General features: G+C 64.9%; 16 protein-coding genes and 1 riboswitch. Of the genes, 7 read left to right on the forward strand and 9 right to left on the reverse strand.

Features of this window, described 5'->3' with window-relative positions:
- Together FV139_RS04920 and FV139_RS04925 are read left to right on the forward strand one after the other, a co-directional pair.
- Nucleotides 1-708 (forward strand): hypothetical protein, encoded by a 708-nt coding sequence (locus tag FV139_RS04920; RefSeq protein ID WP_148067157.1) that lies wholly within the window; start codon nucleotides 1-3, stop codon nucleotides 706-708.
- Nucleotides 705-2,546, forward strand: coding sequence for a PepSY domain-containing protein (locus tag FV139_RS04925; RefSeq protein WP_148067158.1), 1,842 nt, complete (start codon nucleotides 705-707; stop codon nucleotides 2,544-2,546). Before FV139_RS04920 ends, FV139_RS04925 begins: the two co-directional genes overlap by 4 nt.
- 25 nt (nucleotides 2,547-2,571) lie before the next feature.
- On the opposite strand, the gene FV139_RS04930 is transcribed toward FV139_RS04925, so the two are convergent.
- Nucleotides 2,572-3,801, reverse strand: a complete 1,230-nt coding sequence (locus tag FV139_RS04930; protein WP_148067159.1) for a hypothetical protein — start codon at nucleotides 3,799-3,801, stop codon at nucleotides 2,572-2,574.
- 158 nt (nucleotides 3,802-3,959) lie between these two features.
- On the opposite strand from FV139_RS04930, the gene FV139_RS04935 reads away from it, so the two are divergent.
- Nucleotides 3,960-4,706, forward strand: a complete 747-nt coding sequence (locus tag FV139_RS04935) for a Yip1 family protein (protein ID WP_148067160.1) — start codon at nucleotides 3,960-3,962, stop codon at nucleotides 4,704-4,706.
- On the opposite strand, the gene FV139_RS04940 is transcribed toward FV139_RS04935, so the two are convergent.
- The 6 genes from FV139_RS04940 to cobO all read right to left on the reverse strand — a co-directional run bounded on the left by FV139_RS04940 (nucleotide 4,707) and on the right by cobO (nucleotide 10,033).
- On the reverse strand, nucleotides 4,707-5,072 hold the full coding sequence (locus tag FV139_RS04940; protein ID WP_148067161.1) for a hypothetical protein: 366 nt from the start codon (nucleotides 5,070-5,072) through the stop codon (nucleotides 4,707-4,709).
- Between the two features lie 102 nt (nucleotides 5,073-5,174).
- Nucleotides 5,175-6,053, reverse strand: a complete 879-nt coding sequence (locus tag FV139_RS04945; RefSeq protein WP_213004025.1) for a cobalamin-binding protein — start codon at nucleotides 6,051-6,053, stop codon at nucleotides 5,175-5,177.
- A gap of 56 nt (nucleotides 6,054-6,109) precedes the next feature.
- On the reverse strand, nucleotides 6,110-6,889 hold the full coding sequence (locus FV139_RS04950; protein WP_148067162.1) for a heme ABC transporter ATP-binding protein: 780 nt from the start codon (nucleotides 6,887-6,889) through the stop codon (nucleotides 6,110-6,112).
- Nucleotides 6,889-7,854: a FecCD family ABC transporter permease gene (locus tag FV139_RS04955; protein WP_148067937.1), complete on the reverse strand. Its 966-nt coding sequence runs from the start codon at nucleotides 7,852-7,854 to the stop codon at nucleotides 6,889-6,891. Before FV139_RS04955 ends, FV139_RS04950 begins: the two co-directional genes overlap by 1 nt.
- Before the next feature lie 65 nt (nucleotides 7,855-7,919).
- Nucleotides 7,920-9,359, reverse strand: coding sequence for a cobyric acid synthase (locus FV139_RS04960; protein WP_148067938.1), 1,440 nt, complete (start codon nucleotides 9,357-9,359; stop codon nucleotides 7,920-7,922).
- Between the two features lie 56 nt (nucleotides 9,360-9,415).
- The gene (cobO, locus tag FV139_RS04965; RefSeq protein WP_148067163.1) at nucleotides 9,416-10,033 is read right to left on the reverse strand and encodes a cob(I)yrinic acid a,c-diamide adenosyltransferase; all 618 of its coding nucleotides are present in this window, start codon (nucleotides 10,031-10,033) and stop codon (nucleotides 9,416-9,418) included.
- Between the two features lie 120 nt (nucleotides 10,034-10,153).
- A riboswitch (cobalamin riboswitch) is annotated at nucleotides 10,154-10,306 on the reverse strand.
- 126 nt (nucleotides 10,307-10,432) lie between these two features.
- On the opposite strand from cobO, the gene FV139_RS04970 reads away from it, so the two are divergent.
- The 4 genes from FV139_RS04970 to FV139_RS04985 are packed head-to-tail and all read left to right on the forward strand — an operon-like array spanning nucleotide 10,433 to nucleotide 13,070.
- Nucleotides 10,433-10,930 carry a DUF501 domain-containing protein gene (locus tag FV139_RS04970; protein ID WP_235898554.1) on the forward strand — a complete coding sequence of 166 codons (498 nt, stop codon included), beginning with the start codon at nucleotides 10,433-10,435 and terminating at the stop codon, nucleotides 10,928-10,930.
- Nucleotides 10,927-11,526, forward strand: a complete 600-nt coding sequence (locus FV139_RS04975) for a YigZ family protein (RefSeq protein ID WP_148067165.1) — start codon at nucleotides 10,927-10,929, stop codon at nucleotides 11,524-11,526. Before FV139_RS04970 ends, FV139_RS04975 begins: the two co-directional genes overlap by 4 nt.
- Nucleotides 11,527-11,559: 33 nt before the next feature.
- Nucleotides 11,560-12,516, forward strand: a complete 957-nt coding sequence (locus tag FV139_RS04980) for an XdhC family protein (protein ID WP_148067166.1) — start codon at nucleotides 11,560-11,562, stop codon at nucleotides 12,514-12,516.
- A complete protein-coding gene (locus tag FV139_RS04985; protein ID WP_148067167.1) occupies nucleotides 12,513-13,070 on the forward strand; it encodes a nucleotidyltransferase family protein in 558 nt (185 codons plus the stop codon). Before FV139_RS04980 ends, FV139_RS04985 begins: the two co-directional genes overlap by 4 nt.
- 10 nt (nucleotides 13,071-13,080) lie before the next feature.
- Here the strand turns inward: FV139_RS04985 and FV139_RS04990 are convergent, their stop codons facing one another.
- Nucleotides 13,081-13,485: a nuclear transport factor 2 family protein gene (locus FV139_RS04990; protein ID WP_148067168.1), complete on the reverse strand. Its 405-nt coding sequence runs from the start codon at nucleotides 13,483-13,485 to the stop codon at nucleotides 13,081-13,083.
- Nucleotides 13,486-13,496: 11 nt separating this feature from the next.
- Nucleotides 13,497-15,914 carry a prolyl oligopeptidase family serine peptidase gene (locus FV139_RS04995; protein WP_148067169.1) on the reverse strand — a complete coding sequence of 806 codons (2,418 nt, stop codon included), beginning with the start codon at nucleotides 15,912-15,914 and terminating at the stop codon, nucleotides 13,497-13,499.
- Between the last annotated feature and the right edge of the window lie 98 nt (nucleotides 15,915-16,012).

Raw genomic sequence — 16,012 nt, forward strand, 5'->3', positions numbered from 1 at the left:
GTGAACGGCGCCAGGCTGTCCCGCAAGGTTCACAAGTGGCTGTCGCTGGCGGTGGGCCTGCAGTTGCTGATCTGGGCCGCGAGTGGTTTTTACATGGTCGCGGTACGCATCGACATCATCCACGGCGACATGCTGGTCAGCAATATGGCGACGCCTGTCGCTGTCGCGGATGCCGATGGTGCCACGGTGGCAGGCCTGTTACAGCGCTACCCTGACGCTACCGGCATCACCCTGGACAGCCTGGCGGGTGAAGCGGTTTACCGTCTGGATACACCGGCCGGCCAGCGCCTGGTGAACGCAGGCAACGGCGAATCGCTGCCGCCCCTCGATGAAGCTTCGGCGCTGAGTGTCGCCCGCTACCACTACGCCGACAGCGGTGAGGTCACTTCGGTGGAGTACATCAACAGGAACCCTCCGAGTGAGATTGGTGCGTTGCCGCTGCCGGTCTGGCGGGTGAACTTTGACGACCGTTGGGGAACCAGCTTTTACATCCTGCCCGACAGCGGTCGCTTTGCCACGCGCCGGCACACCCTGTGGCGTATTTTCGACTTCCTCTGGATGTTGCACATCATGGACTACGAGGAACGCGAGAACGTCAACAACCGGCTGCTACAGGGGGTGTCTGTCGCGGCCCTGATGTTTGCCGCCAGCGGCACCTGGCTGTTGTTGTACAGCTTTCGCCGGCCGCGCAGGGAACGCCCTGCATGAGTGTGTTGATGCGCAGGTTGCACCGTTGGCTTGGTCTGCTGTTGGCAATCCAGGTACTGGTCTGGATTGCCAGCGGCGCCCTGATCAGCCTGTTGGACAGCAAGATCGCCAGCGGCGCCGTATTCCGGGCCGGCAAAGCCGGGGCAGTGCCCCTGTCCTCATGGGGGCCGGTGGTGGAGCCGTCGCAACTGGACATACCGGTATCGCTGCTATTGAAACTGCGGCTGGATTCGCTGCAGGGCAGGCCGGTGTACCGGGTTACCACATCGGCGGGCACCCGGCTGTTCGACGCGCGTTCGGGCCGGGTGCTGGAGATCGACCGGCCCCTGGCAGAACGCATCGCCAGGGCCAGCTATGCGGGTGCCGGGCCGCTGGCGGGGGTGAGCTATCTGGCGGAGGGCGAACCCGGAGTGGGCGGTGGCGCCGGGCCAGTGTGGCGTGTGGATTTTGCTGACCAACTGGAAACCCGGGTCTATCTGTCGGGCTCGGATGGCGAAGTCCTGGGTCATAAGAACCGGCGCAGCCGCCTGGTGGACCTGTTACTCATGTTGCACTTCATGGACTATGGCCAGGCGGGCAATTTCAATAACCCGCAGATCATCGTCCTGGCCTTTGGTGCCCTGTGGCTTGCCCTCTCGGGAGTGGTGCTGGTGTTTACGTCGTTTTCCCGCGCCGATTTTGCCGCTTTACCGGGCGCCGGCAGGGGAGTACGCCCGGCCGCGGTGAGGGTGGGTTCACCCGCCCATCCGCCCGCGACCCTGCAACTCGACAATCGGCTCTCGCTGTACGCCAGCCTGGCACCGCAGGGCATCCGGCTGCCCTCCAATTGCGAGGGCTCGGGCAGTTGCGGGTTGTGCAGAATCCGCTACGAACAGGACCCGCCTGTACCCACTGGTGCGGACCGGGAGTGGATTGATCGGGTGGCCCTGGCAGTGGGCGAGCGCCTGGCCTGCCAGCACCGGCCGCGGCAGGGTGATCGCCTGGCGCTGCCCGATATTGCTTACCAGACCGATCTCCAGGGTGGGGTGGTGACTGCCAGCCGCTGGCTTACGCCGCTGCTCAAGGAGATCAGGATTCGCCCCGATGAGCCGGTGGCATTCCGCCCGGGTGACTATTTCCAGTTCTGTATTCCTCCCTGCCAGATTCAGTCGTCCGACCTGGGGCTACCCGTGGAGTTCCAGGGTAGCTGGCACGAGATCGACCTGCCGGATCGGTGGGCATCCACCAGCACACGGTTTCGGGCCTACTCGGTGGCCACGGCACCCGGTCTGGAGCAGGACCTGGTCTTCACCGTGCGTTTCGCGCCACCACCCGATGGTAGTCACGGTGTCCCTCCGGGAATCGGTTCCAGCTACCTGTGCAGTCTGGTAGCGGGGGAGCGTGTGGCGTATCGCGGCCCGTCGGGTGATTTTCATCTCGCCGATAGCCCGCGCGAGAAAATCCTCATCGGTGGCGGTGCCGGAATGGCTCCCCTGAAAGCCATGACCCAGCACTTGCTGGAGACCCGGCAATGGCAGGGCAGGCTGCGTTTCTGGTATGGCGCCCGCAATCAGGACGAGATTCTGTATCGCGACACCTTTGAAGCGCTGGCCGCCCGGTTTGAGAATTTCGAATGGGGTGTGGCGCTCTCGGATGCCGCAGACGATCAGCAGTGGCCGGGTGACAGGGGCTTCGTTCACCGGGTGGTGATGGAGCGTGTATTGCAGCAGCACCCGGCACTGGATAACTGTGAGTTCTATCTGTGTGGCCCGCCCCTGATGCTGGAGGCTACCCGCCACATGCTCGGGCACCTGGGCGTGGCGGAGACCGCAATCCGGTTCGATGACTTCGGCAGCTGATCACCCGGTTGTTTGCAGGACCCGGTTATTCCCCGGCGAGCTGCCGCTTGATGGGGTCGAGAGACTGGAGGGAGCCCCCGGCGACCCGCTCGGCGATGGCGATAAAATTCGCCACTGTCACCTTGCCCCCCTCGTTGGCCAGCGCCGTGGCTACCTGGTCCAGGTTGGCTTTACCACCCGTCGAACGGCTGATTTCCCGATCCACCGCGCGCATCACCCCGACTGCTCTCGCCGTGGTCGGCCCGGAGGAATCGCCGGTAAACAGCCCGGGTGATTCTTCGCCCCATTCCGCCAGCTCATCCAGTGTTTCCTCAAACCGCCGTTCACTGATGCCCCCTGAGCGGCGCAGAATTTCCACCGCGTAGTACTCGGCGATACCCTCGACAATCCAGTCGCTGCGTTCGGTGCCGTGAATGGAGGTCCCGATGTGGACCATTTCGTGGATCAGGCTACTGGTGCGGTTGCCACTGACCAGGGGGCGGTCGGCGTGCATGAACTGCGAGTTGGGTGCCGACAGCCCCCCGCGCCACATCGGGTCTCCGGCGCTCACCACCAGCATGCGTGGAGGGAAGCCCGGGAAGATCTCTTTCAGGTAGGGCAGGGTCCAGTTGATGAAAGCCAGTGCATCCTGAAGGCGCACATCCTGGTCCCGGGGCGCCGCCACCCGTACCTCGACGTCGGCAATCTCATCCTGGCGGCTGGCGATGGCGCCCAGGATCAGCCAGCCCTTGGGGCGTATGAAACGGCGCCCGGGGTCACTCAGGCGGTAGCGATTGGCGGCGGGGTCGAGGCTCTCGTAGGGCATCGCCGAGGACCAGCCATCCGGCAGGTCGAAGTCCAGCGTTGCCCTGGATCGCAGCCCTTTCCCGGCTTTTACTGCGATCGGGGGAATCAGGTGATCACTGCGCAGTACCGCCCAGTCCCCGGTCATCAGGGCGTCGTAGCTGTCGGTGTCCTTCAGGTGACTCACGGTGAATCGATAGTGCAGCGTGTCTTTTGCGCCCTGGGGATGCCAGGTCGCTGTATCTCCTTCCACTGACAGTCCCTCGCTGCCGCTGAAATCGCTGTGCCGCTCGGGGTCGAAATGAATGGACAGGCGGCTGGGAAGCTCTTCACCGGCGAGGGTGATACTCACGTCAGCTTTACCCTGCTGGGGGTCAATGCTGACCTGGTAGCTCAGCTCGTAGGTCTTCGCACCGGCACCGCAGGCGGTGAGTAACAGGCTGAACAGTATCCAACGGCAGGCTCGAGGCACGGCGGGCTCCTTCTGCAGGCGATTGTCGGTACCGGTGTCGACCGGGGCACCAAGGGTAACAGGGTGACCCTTGTCACGCCTACCGTGCGTCGCGCTTGAACGGTGGCCCCACAGTGCTACTTTTAGAAGTCCAGAGGGATGGTTTCAGGGGAACCGGCATGAGTGAGCGAGAGCAAGAACAAGAGCAAGAGCAGCCCCCGGTAGCACCGGGGTCAACAACCACCTTTGATATCCACCAGGTGATCGAGCAGGCCAAACAGGTGCTCACCAACCCGGCAGGGTTCTATCAGGGGATGGCCCGCAGCGGGGGGTTCCTGGAACCCGTCATCTTTGCGGCGGTGATGGCCGCCGCCGCAGGGGTGATCGCCGCGATCCTGTCATTGTTTGCCTCCAATGTCGGCATGCTCGCGGCGGGTTTCGCCGGCATCGTGATCTACCCCATTTTTACGGTCATCGGCGGGTTTATCGGTTCCGCCATCCTGTTTGTCATCTGGAAACTGATGGGCTCCGAGCAGGATTATGAAGCCGCATTTCGCTGCTGGTCCGCGGCGACCTCGCTGTACCCGGTGGCTGCCCTGCTGGCGATACTTCCCTACCTGGGCATCATCGTGACCGTGGCCTGGGGCACCTACCTGATGATCGAGGCCAGCGTGGCCGTCCACAGTCGGGAACGGCGCAGTGCGATGATCGTATTCGGCGTGCTGGGCGGATTAATGCTGATTTCCAATGTCAGCAGCGAATACGCTGCCCGGCAGATGCAGGATCGGATGGAGAATTTCAGCCGGCAGTTCGAGAACGGGGATATTACCCCTGAGGAAGCCGGCCGCAAGATGGGCGAGTTCCTGAAGGGGCTGGAGGATGGCGCCGGCCGGAATGCCGACACCAGTTCAGATACCAGCGAATAATCAGTTCCTGCCCAGGGCGCAGTCACCATCGGCCAGCTGGCGCAGCTGGTCCAGGCTGCCGGCCTCCAGTAACTGGCGGAATTGCTGGTGCCCCGCCTGGTATTCGCCATCGGGCTCGGTCGCCGGGGGGATGCCCTCGCGGTTGATGGTGTTCCAGGCGAGCCACAGTTGGGTGCGCGACAGTTTTTCCACCGGCAGGCTACCCAGGCCCGCCACCACAAAGCCCTTGCAGTAGCTGTATCGGGCTTCGCTCTTTTCCGCCCAGGGCCAGTCGAAAGCCTGGGCAGGCAGGGCCGTTCCCAGGGTGATGGCGGCTGCCGCGGCAAGGTGGGTGAACTGCCTGTACTGAAAGAACTTGGTTACCATGGTCTGTCTCCTGGAGTCGTTTACCTAAGCTAGCGGGAAGTGCTGCATTTGCCAAGACTTGCGCTGGCCTCACGACGGAATTGTGGTGAGTTGAGTTACTGATCATTGTGCCTGCGGTGGCGTGGAGCGGTGCGCGTCAAGCTTGCGGCACAATTGCTCGGCACCTTGTAACAGGCGCATGGTGGGCCGCTGGAGCAGGTCGGGGTCGATAAAAACCATTGCCCCGGCGCGGACCGCACGCAGGTTGGGATACGCCAGCCACTCATCCAGCCATTCCGGTCGTGCAGCTGCCATACCACTGGCAACGATCACGTCGGGGTCCTGTGCCAGAACCGACTCCACACTGATCCGGGGAGCGATGTGGGGTGAGTCCGCGAACAGGTTGCGACCTCCACAGAGGTCAATCACGTCGCTCACAAAGTGCTCTCCGTTGAGGGTTTGCAGGGGTTGGTTCCAGACCTCGTAGAACACGCCGAGGCGCTTGCGGCCGCCGTACTGGCGGCGCAACGCTGCAAGCTTCTCCTCGAATGCCTGCGCCTGGGCCTCGGCGACCTTTGAGGTGCCCGCCATGATCCCGATTGCACGCAGGGTGGTGGGAATATCCTCCAGCCGCCGGGGCTCGCTGATGTAAACCGGAATGCCCAGTTTTTCCAGCGCGGGGAGACCGTCGAGGCTGTTGCCGGTTCCCCACATGATCACCAGGTCCGGCCGCTGGGCGACGATACTTTCCAGGCTCCAGGCGTGGTGGCTGCCCACCCGGGGAATGTCCCGGGCGGCTTCCGGGTAATCGCTGTAGCTTACGGCCCCCACAAGGCGGTCACCGGCGCCAGCGCTAAAGGCGTTTTCTACTGTGTGAGGCGCCAGGGCGATGATGCGTTCGGCCTCTCCGGGCAGGGTCACGGTGCGCCCGGCGGAGTCCACCACCTGCAGGGCTTGCAGTGGCAGGCTGCACAGGGCCAGCAGGAGTAGCGCGAGCCGCAAGTAGTTTACGGCGTGCTGACGCCTTCCTGTACGCGCAGCGCCTGGTGCCGAGTGCTTCACGACGGCAGTACCAGAGGCGTTCCATTCTGCGGATGGCTGGTTATCTCCACCTGCACCCGGAAAATATCGTGGAACATGGTCTTGGTCAGTACCTCCGCCGGTGTGCCGAGGCGTGCCTGCCGCCCCTCGTCGAGTACCAGCAACCGGGATGCGCGATTGGCAGCAAGATTGAAATCGTGTAGTACCATCACCACCGCACAGCCGCCCCTCGCGAGGCGGTCGACGGAATCCATGATCAGTCGCTGGTGCTCCAGGTCCAGGCCGCCGGTAGGCTCATCCAGCAACAGCAGACGCACCTCGCTGTCAGCGGCGCGCCACAGCTGGGCCAGTACCCGGGCGAGCTGCACGCGCTGGCGCTCACCCCCGGACAGCCGCGTGTAAAGGCGCTGTCGCAGGCGTGCAGTATCGGTCGCTGCCATGACGTCCTCGAGAATCTGCCGGTCCTCACTGGCACCGCTGGCGTGGGGAGTGCGGCCCAGCTGGATAACCTCTTCCACGCTGAAGGGGAAACTCAGGGGCGACTGCTGCGGCAGCAGGGCCAGGGCCCGGGCCCGCTGCAGGCGCGGCCACTGTGACAGGCTGCGCCCCCCCAGGGCGATAGTGCCCTGGGAGAGGTCGATGCCGCCGGCGAGGGTGTGCAGCAGGGTCGACTTGCCGGCGCCGTTGGGGCCGAGTATGGCGAGTGTGTCTCCGGCGTGCAGGGAAAAATGGATGTCCGCCAGCAGGGGCGTTCCCCAGGGCGCGGCGCCGGCGTGCGCTACCGTCAGAAGCTCCATCACTGCATTCCGTAGTGCGAGCGCTGTCGCAGGAGCGAAATGAAGAACGGCACACCGACGATGGCGGTCACAATGCCCACCGGCAGTTCGGTGGGAGCCATGACCACCCGGGCGAGGTTGTCGGCTACCACCAGCAGTGCAGCACCGGCCAGGGCGGAGGCGGGAAGCAGGCCGCGGTGATCGGGCCCGACCAGCATGCGCATGATGTGGGGTACCACCAGGCCGACAAAAGCGATGGTGCCGGCGAGGGCCACGCAGGCGCCGACACCGATGGCGACAATCACGATGAGGGTGCGCTTGGTGAACTCGACATCGATTCCCAGGTAGCGGGCCTCGGACTCACCGAGCAACAGAGCATTCAGGCGCCTGGCGAAGACCGGCAGGGCGCCGAGCACCAGTAGGCAGATTGCCGTGGCAAAGAGAAGCCGCTGGCTGTTGGCGCCGTCGAGGCCGCCCATACGCCACAGGCTGATGCGGCGCAGGGATTCGCTGTCGGCATGGAATTCCAGCAGGTTGCCCAGGGCGCCGGCCAGGGCAGTGATGGCAATGCCCGCCAGCAGCATGGTGGCCACCGAGGTGCCCGCTTCCGAGGCCGCCAGGCGGTAGACCAACAGCACCGCCAGCAAGCCGCCGACGAAGGCACCGAGGGAAACCGCGGTGACCGCGGTGATGCCCTGGAGGCTTGCTCCCACCAGTACGATGACCACACTGGCGCCCAGGGAGGCACCGGCGGTGACGCCAATCAGGGACGGGTCGGCGAGCGGATTGCGGAACAGGCCCTGCATGGCAGCGCCGGAGGTCGCCAGAATGGCCCCCACCAGGGCCGCCAGCAGCACCCGGGGCAGGCGAATTTGCCCGACGATCACACCGGCCTGGCTGTACTCACCGCGCCACCACTGTGCCAGTCCGCCCAGGGCTTCACCGGTGGACAGGGTCACCGCGCCGCTGGCCAGGGCGATGACCATGCACAGCGGCAACAATACGGCCAGGCCGAGCAGTACCGCGCGCGTGCCGGCCGGGGTATGAGTGCTCACCCGGCGCACCACTGGGGAAACAGGGCGGAGAGGTCCAGGTGTTGTTCCAGGCTGTCGGCAAGGCGATCGATTTCCCGTTCCCGCAGGGCGTCGCGGTCCTCGGCCCTGGCATCACCCAGACCGGCCCAGATCAGGAGCTCACGGCAGGCGTCGGGGTGATCAAACAGGCCGTGCAGGTAGGTGCCGGCGACCTGGCCGTCGCTGCTGCGGCAGCCGTCCTCGCGCCCGTCGTCGAGCAGCGCAAACGCTTCGTGGTCGGGAGCGCGCTGGCTCTGCCCACAGTGGATTTCGTAGCCGGTAACCGGTGTTCCTCCCGGCAGCGTGCCGCTCACCTGCAGCAGGGCCTTGTTGGCTTCCAGTACGGTGTGCACGGGCAGTAAGCCGAGGCCTGTGCTGCTACCGGCGCTGTCCTCGACACCCTGTGGGTCGGCGATCATGTCTCCCAGCATCTGGTAACCGCCACAAATGCCCAGTACCCGGCCGCCGTAGCGCAGGTGGCGCTGCAGGTGGGCATCCCAGCCACCGTCTTGCAACCACTGCAGGTCGGCGCGGACGTTTTTGCTGCCGGGCAGGATAACGAGATCGGCTGGTGGTGGTTGTTGGCCGGGTGGAACGTAAACCAGCTCTACCTGGGGGTGGTGGCGCAGGGCGTCGAAATCCGTGTGGTTGGAGATCCGGGGGAACACCGGCACCACCACCTTCAGGCAGTTGGCTTCCTTCGCGCCCTGGGCGCTGTCGATGGCGTCTTCCGCGTCCAGTTGCAGGTGCTGCAGGTAGGGCAGGACCCCGAGCACCGGTTTGCCCGTACGCTCCTCGAGCCAGTCGAGGCCCGGTTGCAGCAGGGCCAGGTCGCCGCGGAAGCGGTTGATCACAAAACCCTGCACCCGGGCCTGCTCGCTGGGGGACAGCAGTGCCAGGGTGCCCACCAGATGCGCAAACACCCCGCCCCGGTCGATGTCGGCAATGAGGATAACCGGGCAGTCGACCGTCTCGGCAAAGCCCATGTTGGCGATGTCGTTTTCCCTGAGATTGATTTCCGCAGGGCTGCCCGCGCCCTCGACCACCAGTGCCTCGTACTGCTGGCCCAGGGCCTCCCAGGCAGCGAGCACCGTGTCCATCGCGACCCGTTTGTAGTCGTGGTATTCGCTGGCGCGGAGATCACTGATGGCGCGACCGCGGAGGATGACCTGGGCGCGGGTGTCGCTGGCCGGTTTGAGCAAGACCGGGTTCATGTCGCTGTGAGCGGCGACGCCCGCCGCCTGGGCCTGAAGCGCCTGGGCGCGGCCGATTTCCCCGCCATCGGCGGTGACTGCGCTGTTCAGTGACATGTTCTGCGGTTTGAAGGGCGCCACCTGCACACCCCGGCGCCGCAGCACGCGGCACAGGCCAGTGACCAGGATACTCTTGCCGGCATCGGAGGTGGTGCCCTGTACCATCAGGGCGACGGGATTGGTCAAGTTGGCAGTCTCACGGGAAGCTGGGCTGTCGAGCGCTAGAAATCGACACCGCGACGGGCCTTGATACCCGCGCGGAAGGCGTGTTTGACATCCTTGACCTCGGACACCGTATCCACCACTTCCTGCAGGGCGGAGCCGCCGCCGCGGCCGGTGATCACCACACTCTGTTCCACCGGGCGATTGGCAATGGCGTCGATGATGTCCTGCTCGGGCAGGTAGTCGTAGGCAATCATGTAGGTGAGTTCGTCCAGCACCACGAGGTCGTAGCTGGGGTCCTGCAGCATCGGCAGGGCTTTCTCCCAGGTGGCGCGCGCGGCGGCAATGTCACCGCTGCGGTCCTGGGTATTCCAGGTAAAGCCGGTGCCCATCTGGTAGAAGTCCACCTGGGGCAGGTGGTCGCGCAGGAAGATCTCCTCACCGGAGAGTTGCTCGCCCTTGATGAACTGTACTACACCGACTTTTTGCCCGTAGCCCAGGGCGCGCAACACCATGCCGAAGGCGGAGCTGGACTTGCCCTTGCCGTTGCCGGTGACCAGCACGGCGACGCCGCGCTCGGTACTGGCTTCCTCGATGCGGGCATCGACCTTGGCTTTTTGCTTTTGCATGGAAGCCTTGTGTTTGGCTTCGCGGCGCTGTTCCTTGTCTTCGCTCATGGCGCTTCTCCTGCGGATGTTCAGGTGCAAAGCGGAAGACGGGAAACGGGGAAGGCGGCACCGGCTGGCGGTGGCGGGCAACCTCGCAAAGAGCCCTCCGCTCCTTTTGTTGCATGACGCGTTGCAGGAACCTGGCAGGTGTCGGGCTTACAGCTGGGCTGATTACCGTTGCGGGGGCAGCGGTGGAATCGGGCGCCGGGCCCTGACCACACTTCCCATTTAACCTGCCCAGCTCGCTCCCTGCGGAACCAGCGGCAGGCACCGGGTTCGGGCGGCCACTCTAGTGCCAGCCCCGGGGCTTGTCAAACCAGGAAGACCCTGTTGCCCTTGCGGTTCATGGTCATCCCCACACGGGTGGCGTAAAATCGGCCGCCCACCATACAAGAGAGTGCCTTTGACGTGAACCCGGATGCCGACCAGATCGCCGCCATCACCCGCCTGCTGGGGCGCGAGCCGCGCGGACTGGAGGAAGTTGCCGTGAGCGGTGACGACGGCAGCCCACGGGTGATCCGGGTTGCCTCGCTGGTGGATGGCAAGCCCTTTCCCACCCTGTTTTGGCTGGTGGACCCGGAGCTGGGCTATCGCATCGACCAGGTCGAGGCCGAGGGTCTCATCGCTCGCCTGCAGGAGCGGGTGGATGCCGATCCCGAACTGCAGGCGGCCATGGCGGCGGATCACCGGGCCCATATCGCCCTACGCCGGCAGCACATGAGCCCCGCAGTGCAGGCGGAAATCGAACGCCTGGGATTTGCCGGTGTTTTTGAAGAGCGCGGCATTGGCGGCATCGAGGACTTTACCCGTATCCGCTGCCTGCACACCTGGTACGCCGCCCACCTGGTGCAGGCCAATACCATTGGCACGCTGCTGGATGAGTGGTTTGCCGGCCAATCGGCATGAATTACGCCGTCGTCACTCGCACAACCGAGTGTGAACTGATCGAAAAGAAAAGCCGCTTCATTGCCCGCATCGTGCCGGTGGCCAGCCGGGAAGAGGTCAATGAGGCGGTAGCCGCGGCGCGCGATGATTACCCGGATGCCCGCCACCATTGCTGGGCCTACCTGCTGGGCCAGCCCAGGGACGCGCGCAGCGCGGGCATGAGTGATGACGGCGAGCCGGCGGGCACCGCAGGCAAGCCGATCCTCAACGTCTTGCAGCACGGCCACCTCGGGGACGTGCTGATTGTGGTCATCCGCTACTTCGGTGGTATCAAGCTCGGTGCGGGTGGCCTGGTGCGCGCCTACAGTGCAGCGGCACAGCAGGCGCTGGAGGCGGCGCCGTATCAGGAAGCGCAGCCGGTGAGTCACTGGCGGGCCCGGGGCGACTTTGCCTGCGAGCAGTTGCTGCGCCACTGGCTGTCGACCTGTGGCGGCGAGGTAGCCGAGGTGACCTACGGTGAGGGTGTTTCCCTGGCTCTGAAAATACCGGCGGAAGACGAAAGCGAACTGCGCGCTCTGTGCGCGGGGAATCGCATTGACCTCGAGGAACTGCTTTAATTGCGACACACAGGGCGGTGAGAGGGTAGGGCGATGCGAGCATTGGATTGGGAGGTACTGGACGCGGCCCGGGACTGGATACAGGCGGGTGCACGGACCTGGCTGTGCACCATCGTCTCGGCGGTAGGTTCCTCTCCCCGTCCCATCGGCACGCTACTGGCCTGTAATGACCGCGGTGAGCAACACGGCTCGCTATCTGGCGGCTGTATCGAAGACGACCTGCTGGCCCGTATCACCTCCGGCGAGATGCCTGACGCGCCTGCCAGCCTGATGCCCTACGGTGTGACCGCGGAGCAGAATGAACGCCTTGGCCTGCCCTGTGGGGGGCGCTTGCAGGTGCTGGTGCAGCAACTCTCGGAACAGGACATCGACTGGCTGGACCAGACCCTGCTGCTATTGGCGCAACGGCGCTGCCTGCGCCGCGAGGTCAACCTTCACAGCGGGGTGAGCTCGATCCGCCCCAGCAAGAGTTTCGCGCCGCTGGTGCTCACCGTCGAACGCCTGATCCAGACCCTCGGTCCCCGCCAGCGCCTGTTGCTGGTGGGCGCCGGCCAGCTCAGCCAGTCGCTGGCAGAGCTGGCCCTGGCCATGGATTACGAGGTGCTGGTCACCGATCCGAGGGAAAGCCAGCGTAGCCAGTGGAACGGCCCCGCCGTATCGCTGATTGCCGGGATGCCTGACGACGCCGTTCGCGAACACATCACCGATCCCCACAGTATCGTGATTACTCTTACCCATGACCCGCGCATCGACGACATGGCCCTGATGGAGGCGCTGGCCAGTCCGGCGTGGTACGTCGGTGCGCTCGGCTCGAAACGCACCACCGAAAAGCGCGTCGAACGCCTGCACCAGCTGGGACTCAGCGCCGCGCAGATTGGCGCCCTGCACGCACCGGTGGGCCTGGATATCGGCAGCAAGACGCCGCTGGAAATTGCCGTGTCGATCATGGCGCAGCTCACCCGCTTGCAGCGTAAACAGCCTTCGGCATGAGTGCGGGAGTTCTGCTGCTGGCGGCGGGCAAGGGCCACCGGTTCGGCTCCGACAAGCGTCTCGCCCTGTGCGGCGGGCGACCGATGCTGCAGGTAGTGACCGAACAGATACGTCGGGCGCAGCTGCCTTTGCTGGTCTGCCTGAAACCGGACGACAACCTGTGCGAACAACTGCTGAACGGGTTGGGAGTGGAGTACTGCTACTGCCCGGAGGCGCGCCACGGCATTGGCCATACCCTGGCCCAGGGCATCGGCCGTACGCCGGGCTGGGAGGCCACCCTCATCGCCCTGGCGGACATGCCCTGGATCAGCAGCGATACCTGGCGCGAGATTGCCGATGCGTCGGGGGCGGAGCGGATCGTGGCCCCGGTGCACGCCGGCCAGCGCGGTCACCCGGTGGCCTTTGGCAAACATTTTTATCCACAGCTGGAGGGGCTTTCCGGCGACGAGGGTGCCCGCGAGGTACTCAGGCGCAACCAGGCCGCATTGCACCTGGTTTCCTCGGATGACCCGGGGGTGTTGCGGGACGTCGACCGTCCCAAGGATCTCGCCTAGCCCTGCAGGGCTAACCCTGGCAGGGCAGGTCCTGGGTCCACACCACGTCCAGGTCGCGGGAGGCGTAGCGGTAGGTGCCGCTGTTGTCCTCGATCACATCCTGGTAGCGAATCCCCATATCCAGTTTGCGGGTGACACCGTCCTTGTCGTAGATGTGGGATGCCACGCACCAGGTCTCCCCGGTGTAGATGGCGTTGTGCCACTCGCCCAACTGGTTGCCCAGCATGTGCAGGGTGGCGGAGTAGGTGCGCAGGAACTCCAGGTTACCGATAAACTCCTCCAGGCTATTGGCACTGAAACCGGGTCCCTTCTGGGTGAACTCCGGGACCATGATCTCTCGCATGCGGCTGAAGCTGCGGTCATCGACGAACTTGGCATAGCGGGCCGCCAGCAGGCGGGGAATATCGGTATCCATGGTGAGCTCTCTTATTTCAGGTTGTTTTCCATCAGCCGGAAGATACGGCGGTACTCGTCCAGCCAGGATTCGGGATTGGTAAAACCGTGGGCATCCAGCGGATAGATGGCCATTTCAAAGTCCGGTTTTTTCAGTTCCAGCAGGCGCTGCACCATCAACACCGAGTCCTGGAAGAACACGTTGTCGTCCTGCATGCCGGAGGCAATCAGCAGCGGTGCCTTCTGCCCCTCGACATGATTGATCGGTGAACTGCGCTCGAAGGACTCCGGGTCCACCAGCGGGTCGTTGAGGATGCGCCGGGTGTAGTCGTTGTCGTAGTGCATCCAGTCGGCGACCGGTCGCAGGGCGGCGCCGGCGGCAAAGGCGTCGGGGGCGCGGAACAGGGCCATGAAGGTCATGAAGCCGCCGTAGGAGCCGCCGTAGATGCCGACCCGCTCCCGGTCCACGCCGTGGTTTGCCGCCAGGTAGTCGATACCGTCCAGGTAGTCCTCCAGTTCCGGGTGACCCATCTGCCGGTAAATGCTGGTGCGCCAGTCACGGCCGTAGCCCTGGGACGCGCGGTAGTCCATGTCCAGCACGACATAGCCCGCCTCGTTCAGCAGGGTGTGGAACATGAATTCACGGAAATAGTAGGGCCAGCCCATGTGGGCGTTCTGGGTGTAGCCGGCACCGTGCACGAACATCACGGCGGGGTAGGATTTGCCCGGGTCGTGGTCTTTCGGCAGGTACAGCTTGGAGTAGATCGGCCGGTCCACGTGGGAGGAGGGCACCTCGACAATGTCCGGCACGGTCCAGTCGATGGCGCTGTAGCGTTCGGAGACGGTGTCGGTCAGCTGGCGCAACTCACCGCTGCCGTCACTGTTGCCCACGTAGAGGTCCGCGTGGCGATCGATCCAGGAGCGCGACACCAGCAGCTTGTTGCCATCCGGCGACAGGGTGAACTGGCTGACGCCGTCCAGGTCGGTCACCTGTTGCAGTGCACCGCCCGCCAGGGGCACCCGATAGATCTCGTAGTTGCCGGGGTGAGCCCGGTTGCTCACGACCCAGGCGTATTTTGCCCGGGGGCCAATGACGGGTTCGCGCACGACAAACTGGCCACTGGTGAGGGCTTTCGGCTTGCGGGCGTCGAGATCCTTGCGATAGAGGTGGGAGTAGCCGCTGCGCTCGGACAGGAACCACAGGGCCTGGCTGTCGGGTAGCCAGCCGAAATCGTCGTATTCCCAGTTGATCCAGGCCTCGTCGCTGAGACGCTCCTGTACCACCGGGGTCAGGTCGTCATCGCTTGGGTCCACGGTGACCAGCCAGCGGTCCTTGAAGTCGGCGGCCAGGAACTCAATGGCCAGGTGCTTGCCGTCCGGGCTCCACTGGATGCCCCGGCTATGCCATTCGATGGCGCCCACGGTCACAGGGCGGACCTTGGGTGCCTCCAGGGCTTTTTTGACCTCGTCCCGGTCGGCGCCGTGGTCCACGTGCCACTCGAGGGCCGATTTGCGCAGTTTCGCCAGCGGGTCCCTGTCGATACCGGGGAGGGCGTCGGTATCGACCTGACGCACGCTACCGCTGGCCAGGTCCACCAACAGCACCTGCTGGGCCGGCTGGGTATTGCGGCCGACCCGGGTGCGGACCTCGCGGGTGGCGACATAGCCGTCGGCGGTGACGTAGTTGGGCATGGTGCCCTTGCGGCCGAGGTCGGCGTCCTTGTCGGTCACCACCAGCGCCAGCGTGTCACCGGCGGGAGAGAGCTGGCGACTCAATACCTTGTACTGGTCGCCCAGGTAGATCGGTTCGGGCCGCTGGTCGCGCTCGCGACCGGCCGCCTTGCCGGCGAGTTCCCGGCGCCGGGTTTCCACCACGGTGCGGTATTTGCGGGCCTGGTGCGCCCGCAGGGGGTCGAAGCCGGGGTCTGCGTCCGGGTCCTTGCCCTCGCGGATGTCGGTCAGGAGCAGGGCGCTGCCGACGGCCTCATCATATTGGTAGAACTGTCCCTCCCGCTCGAATTGCAGGAACTTGCCATTCGGAGAGAACTGCAGGTTGCCCTCGTCGGCGGTGGTGGCTGTAACCCGGCGCACGGCGCCGCCCGGCAGGGCCTTCTGGAACACGTCACCCTGGCTGATCCAGGCGACCCGGCTGCGGTCTGCGTTGTAGACCTTGTTCAGCCCGCTGTCGGACAGGGGCCGGGCTTCATCGATGGGTGTGGCGCTGTCCCCGGCCAGCGGCAGGTGGTAAAGGTCACTGAAATTCTCACCCAACCGCTTCTGGCGGTAGTACACACTGTTGCCGTCATCGGCCCAGTAGGGTTGTTGCGGGGCGTTACCGATCCAGTCCGGGTCGGACATGATCAGTTCCAGGGTGGGCTGCTCCGCACTGTGGGCGGTGCCGGTCACGGTGGCTGCACAGCCGAGCAGGGCGGCGGCGATGAGGCGTTTCACATTTCTTCTCCTGTTGGGTGCCAGCGGCCCTTCAGTACCTCTCCAGACCCCTCCGGGAGGCAGTTCCCGGTGGGCAGTGGTATAGTAGCGGGCTGGCT

The organism is Parahaliea maris (genome assembly GCF_008064665.1).
Classification (GTDB): Bacteria; Pseudomonadota; Gammaproteobacteria; order Pseudomonadales; family Halieaceae; genus Parahaliea; species Parahaliea maris.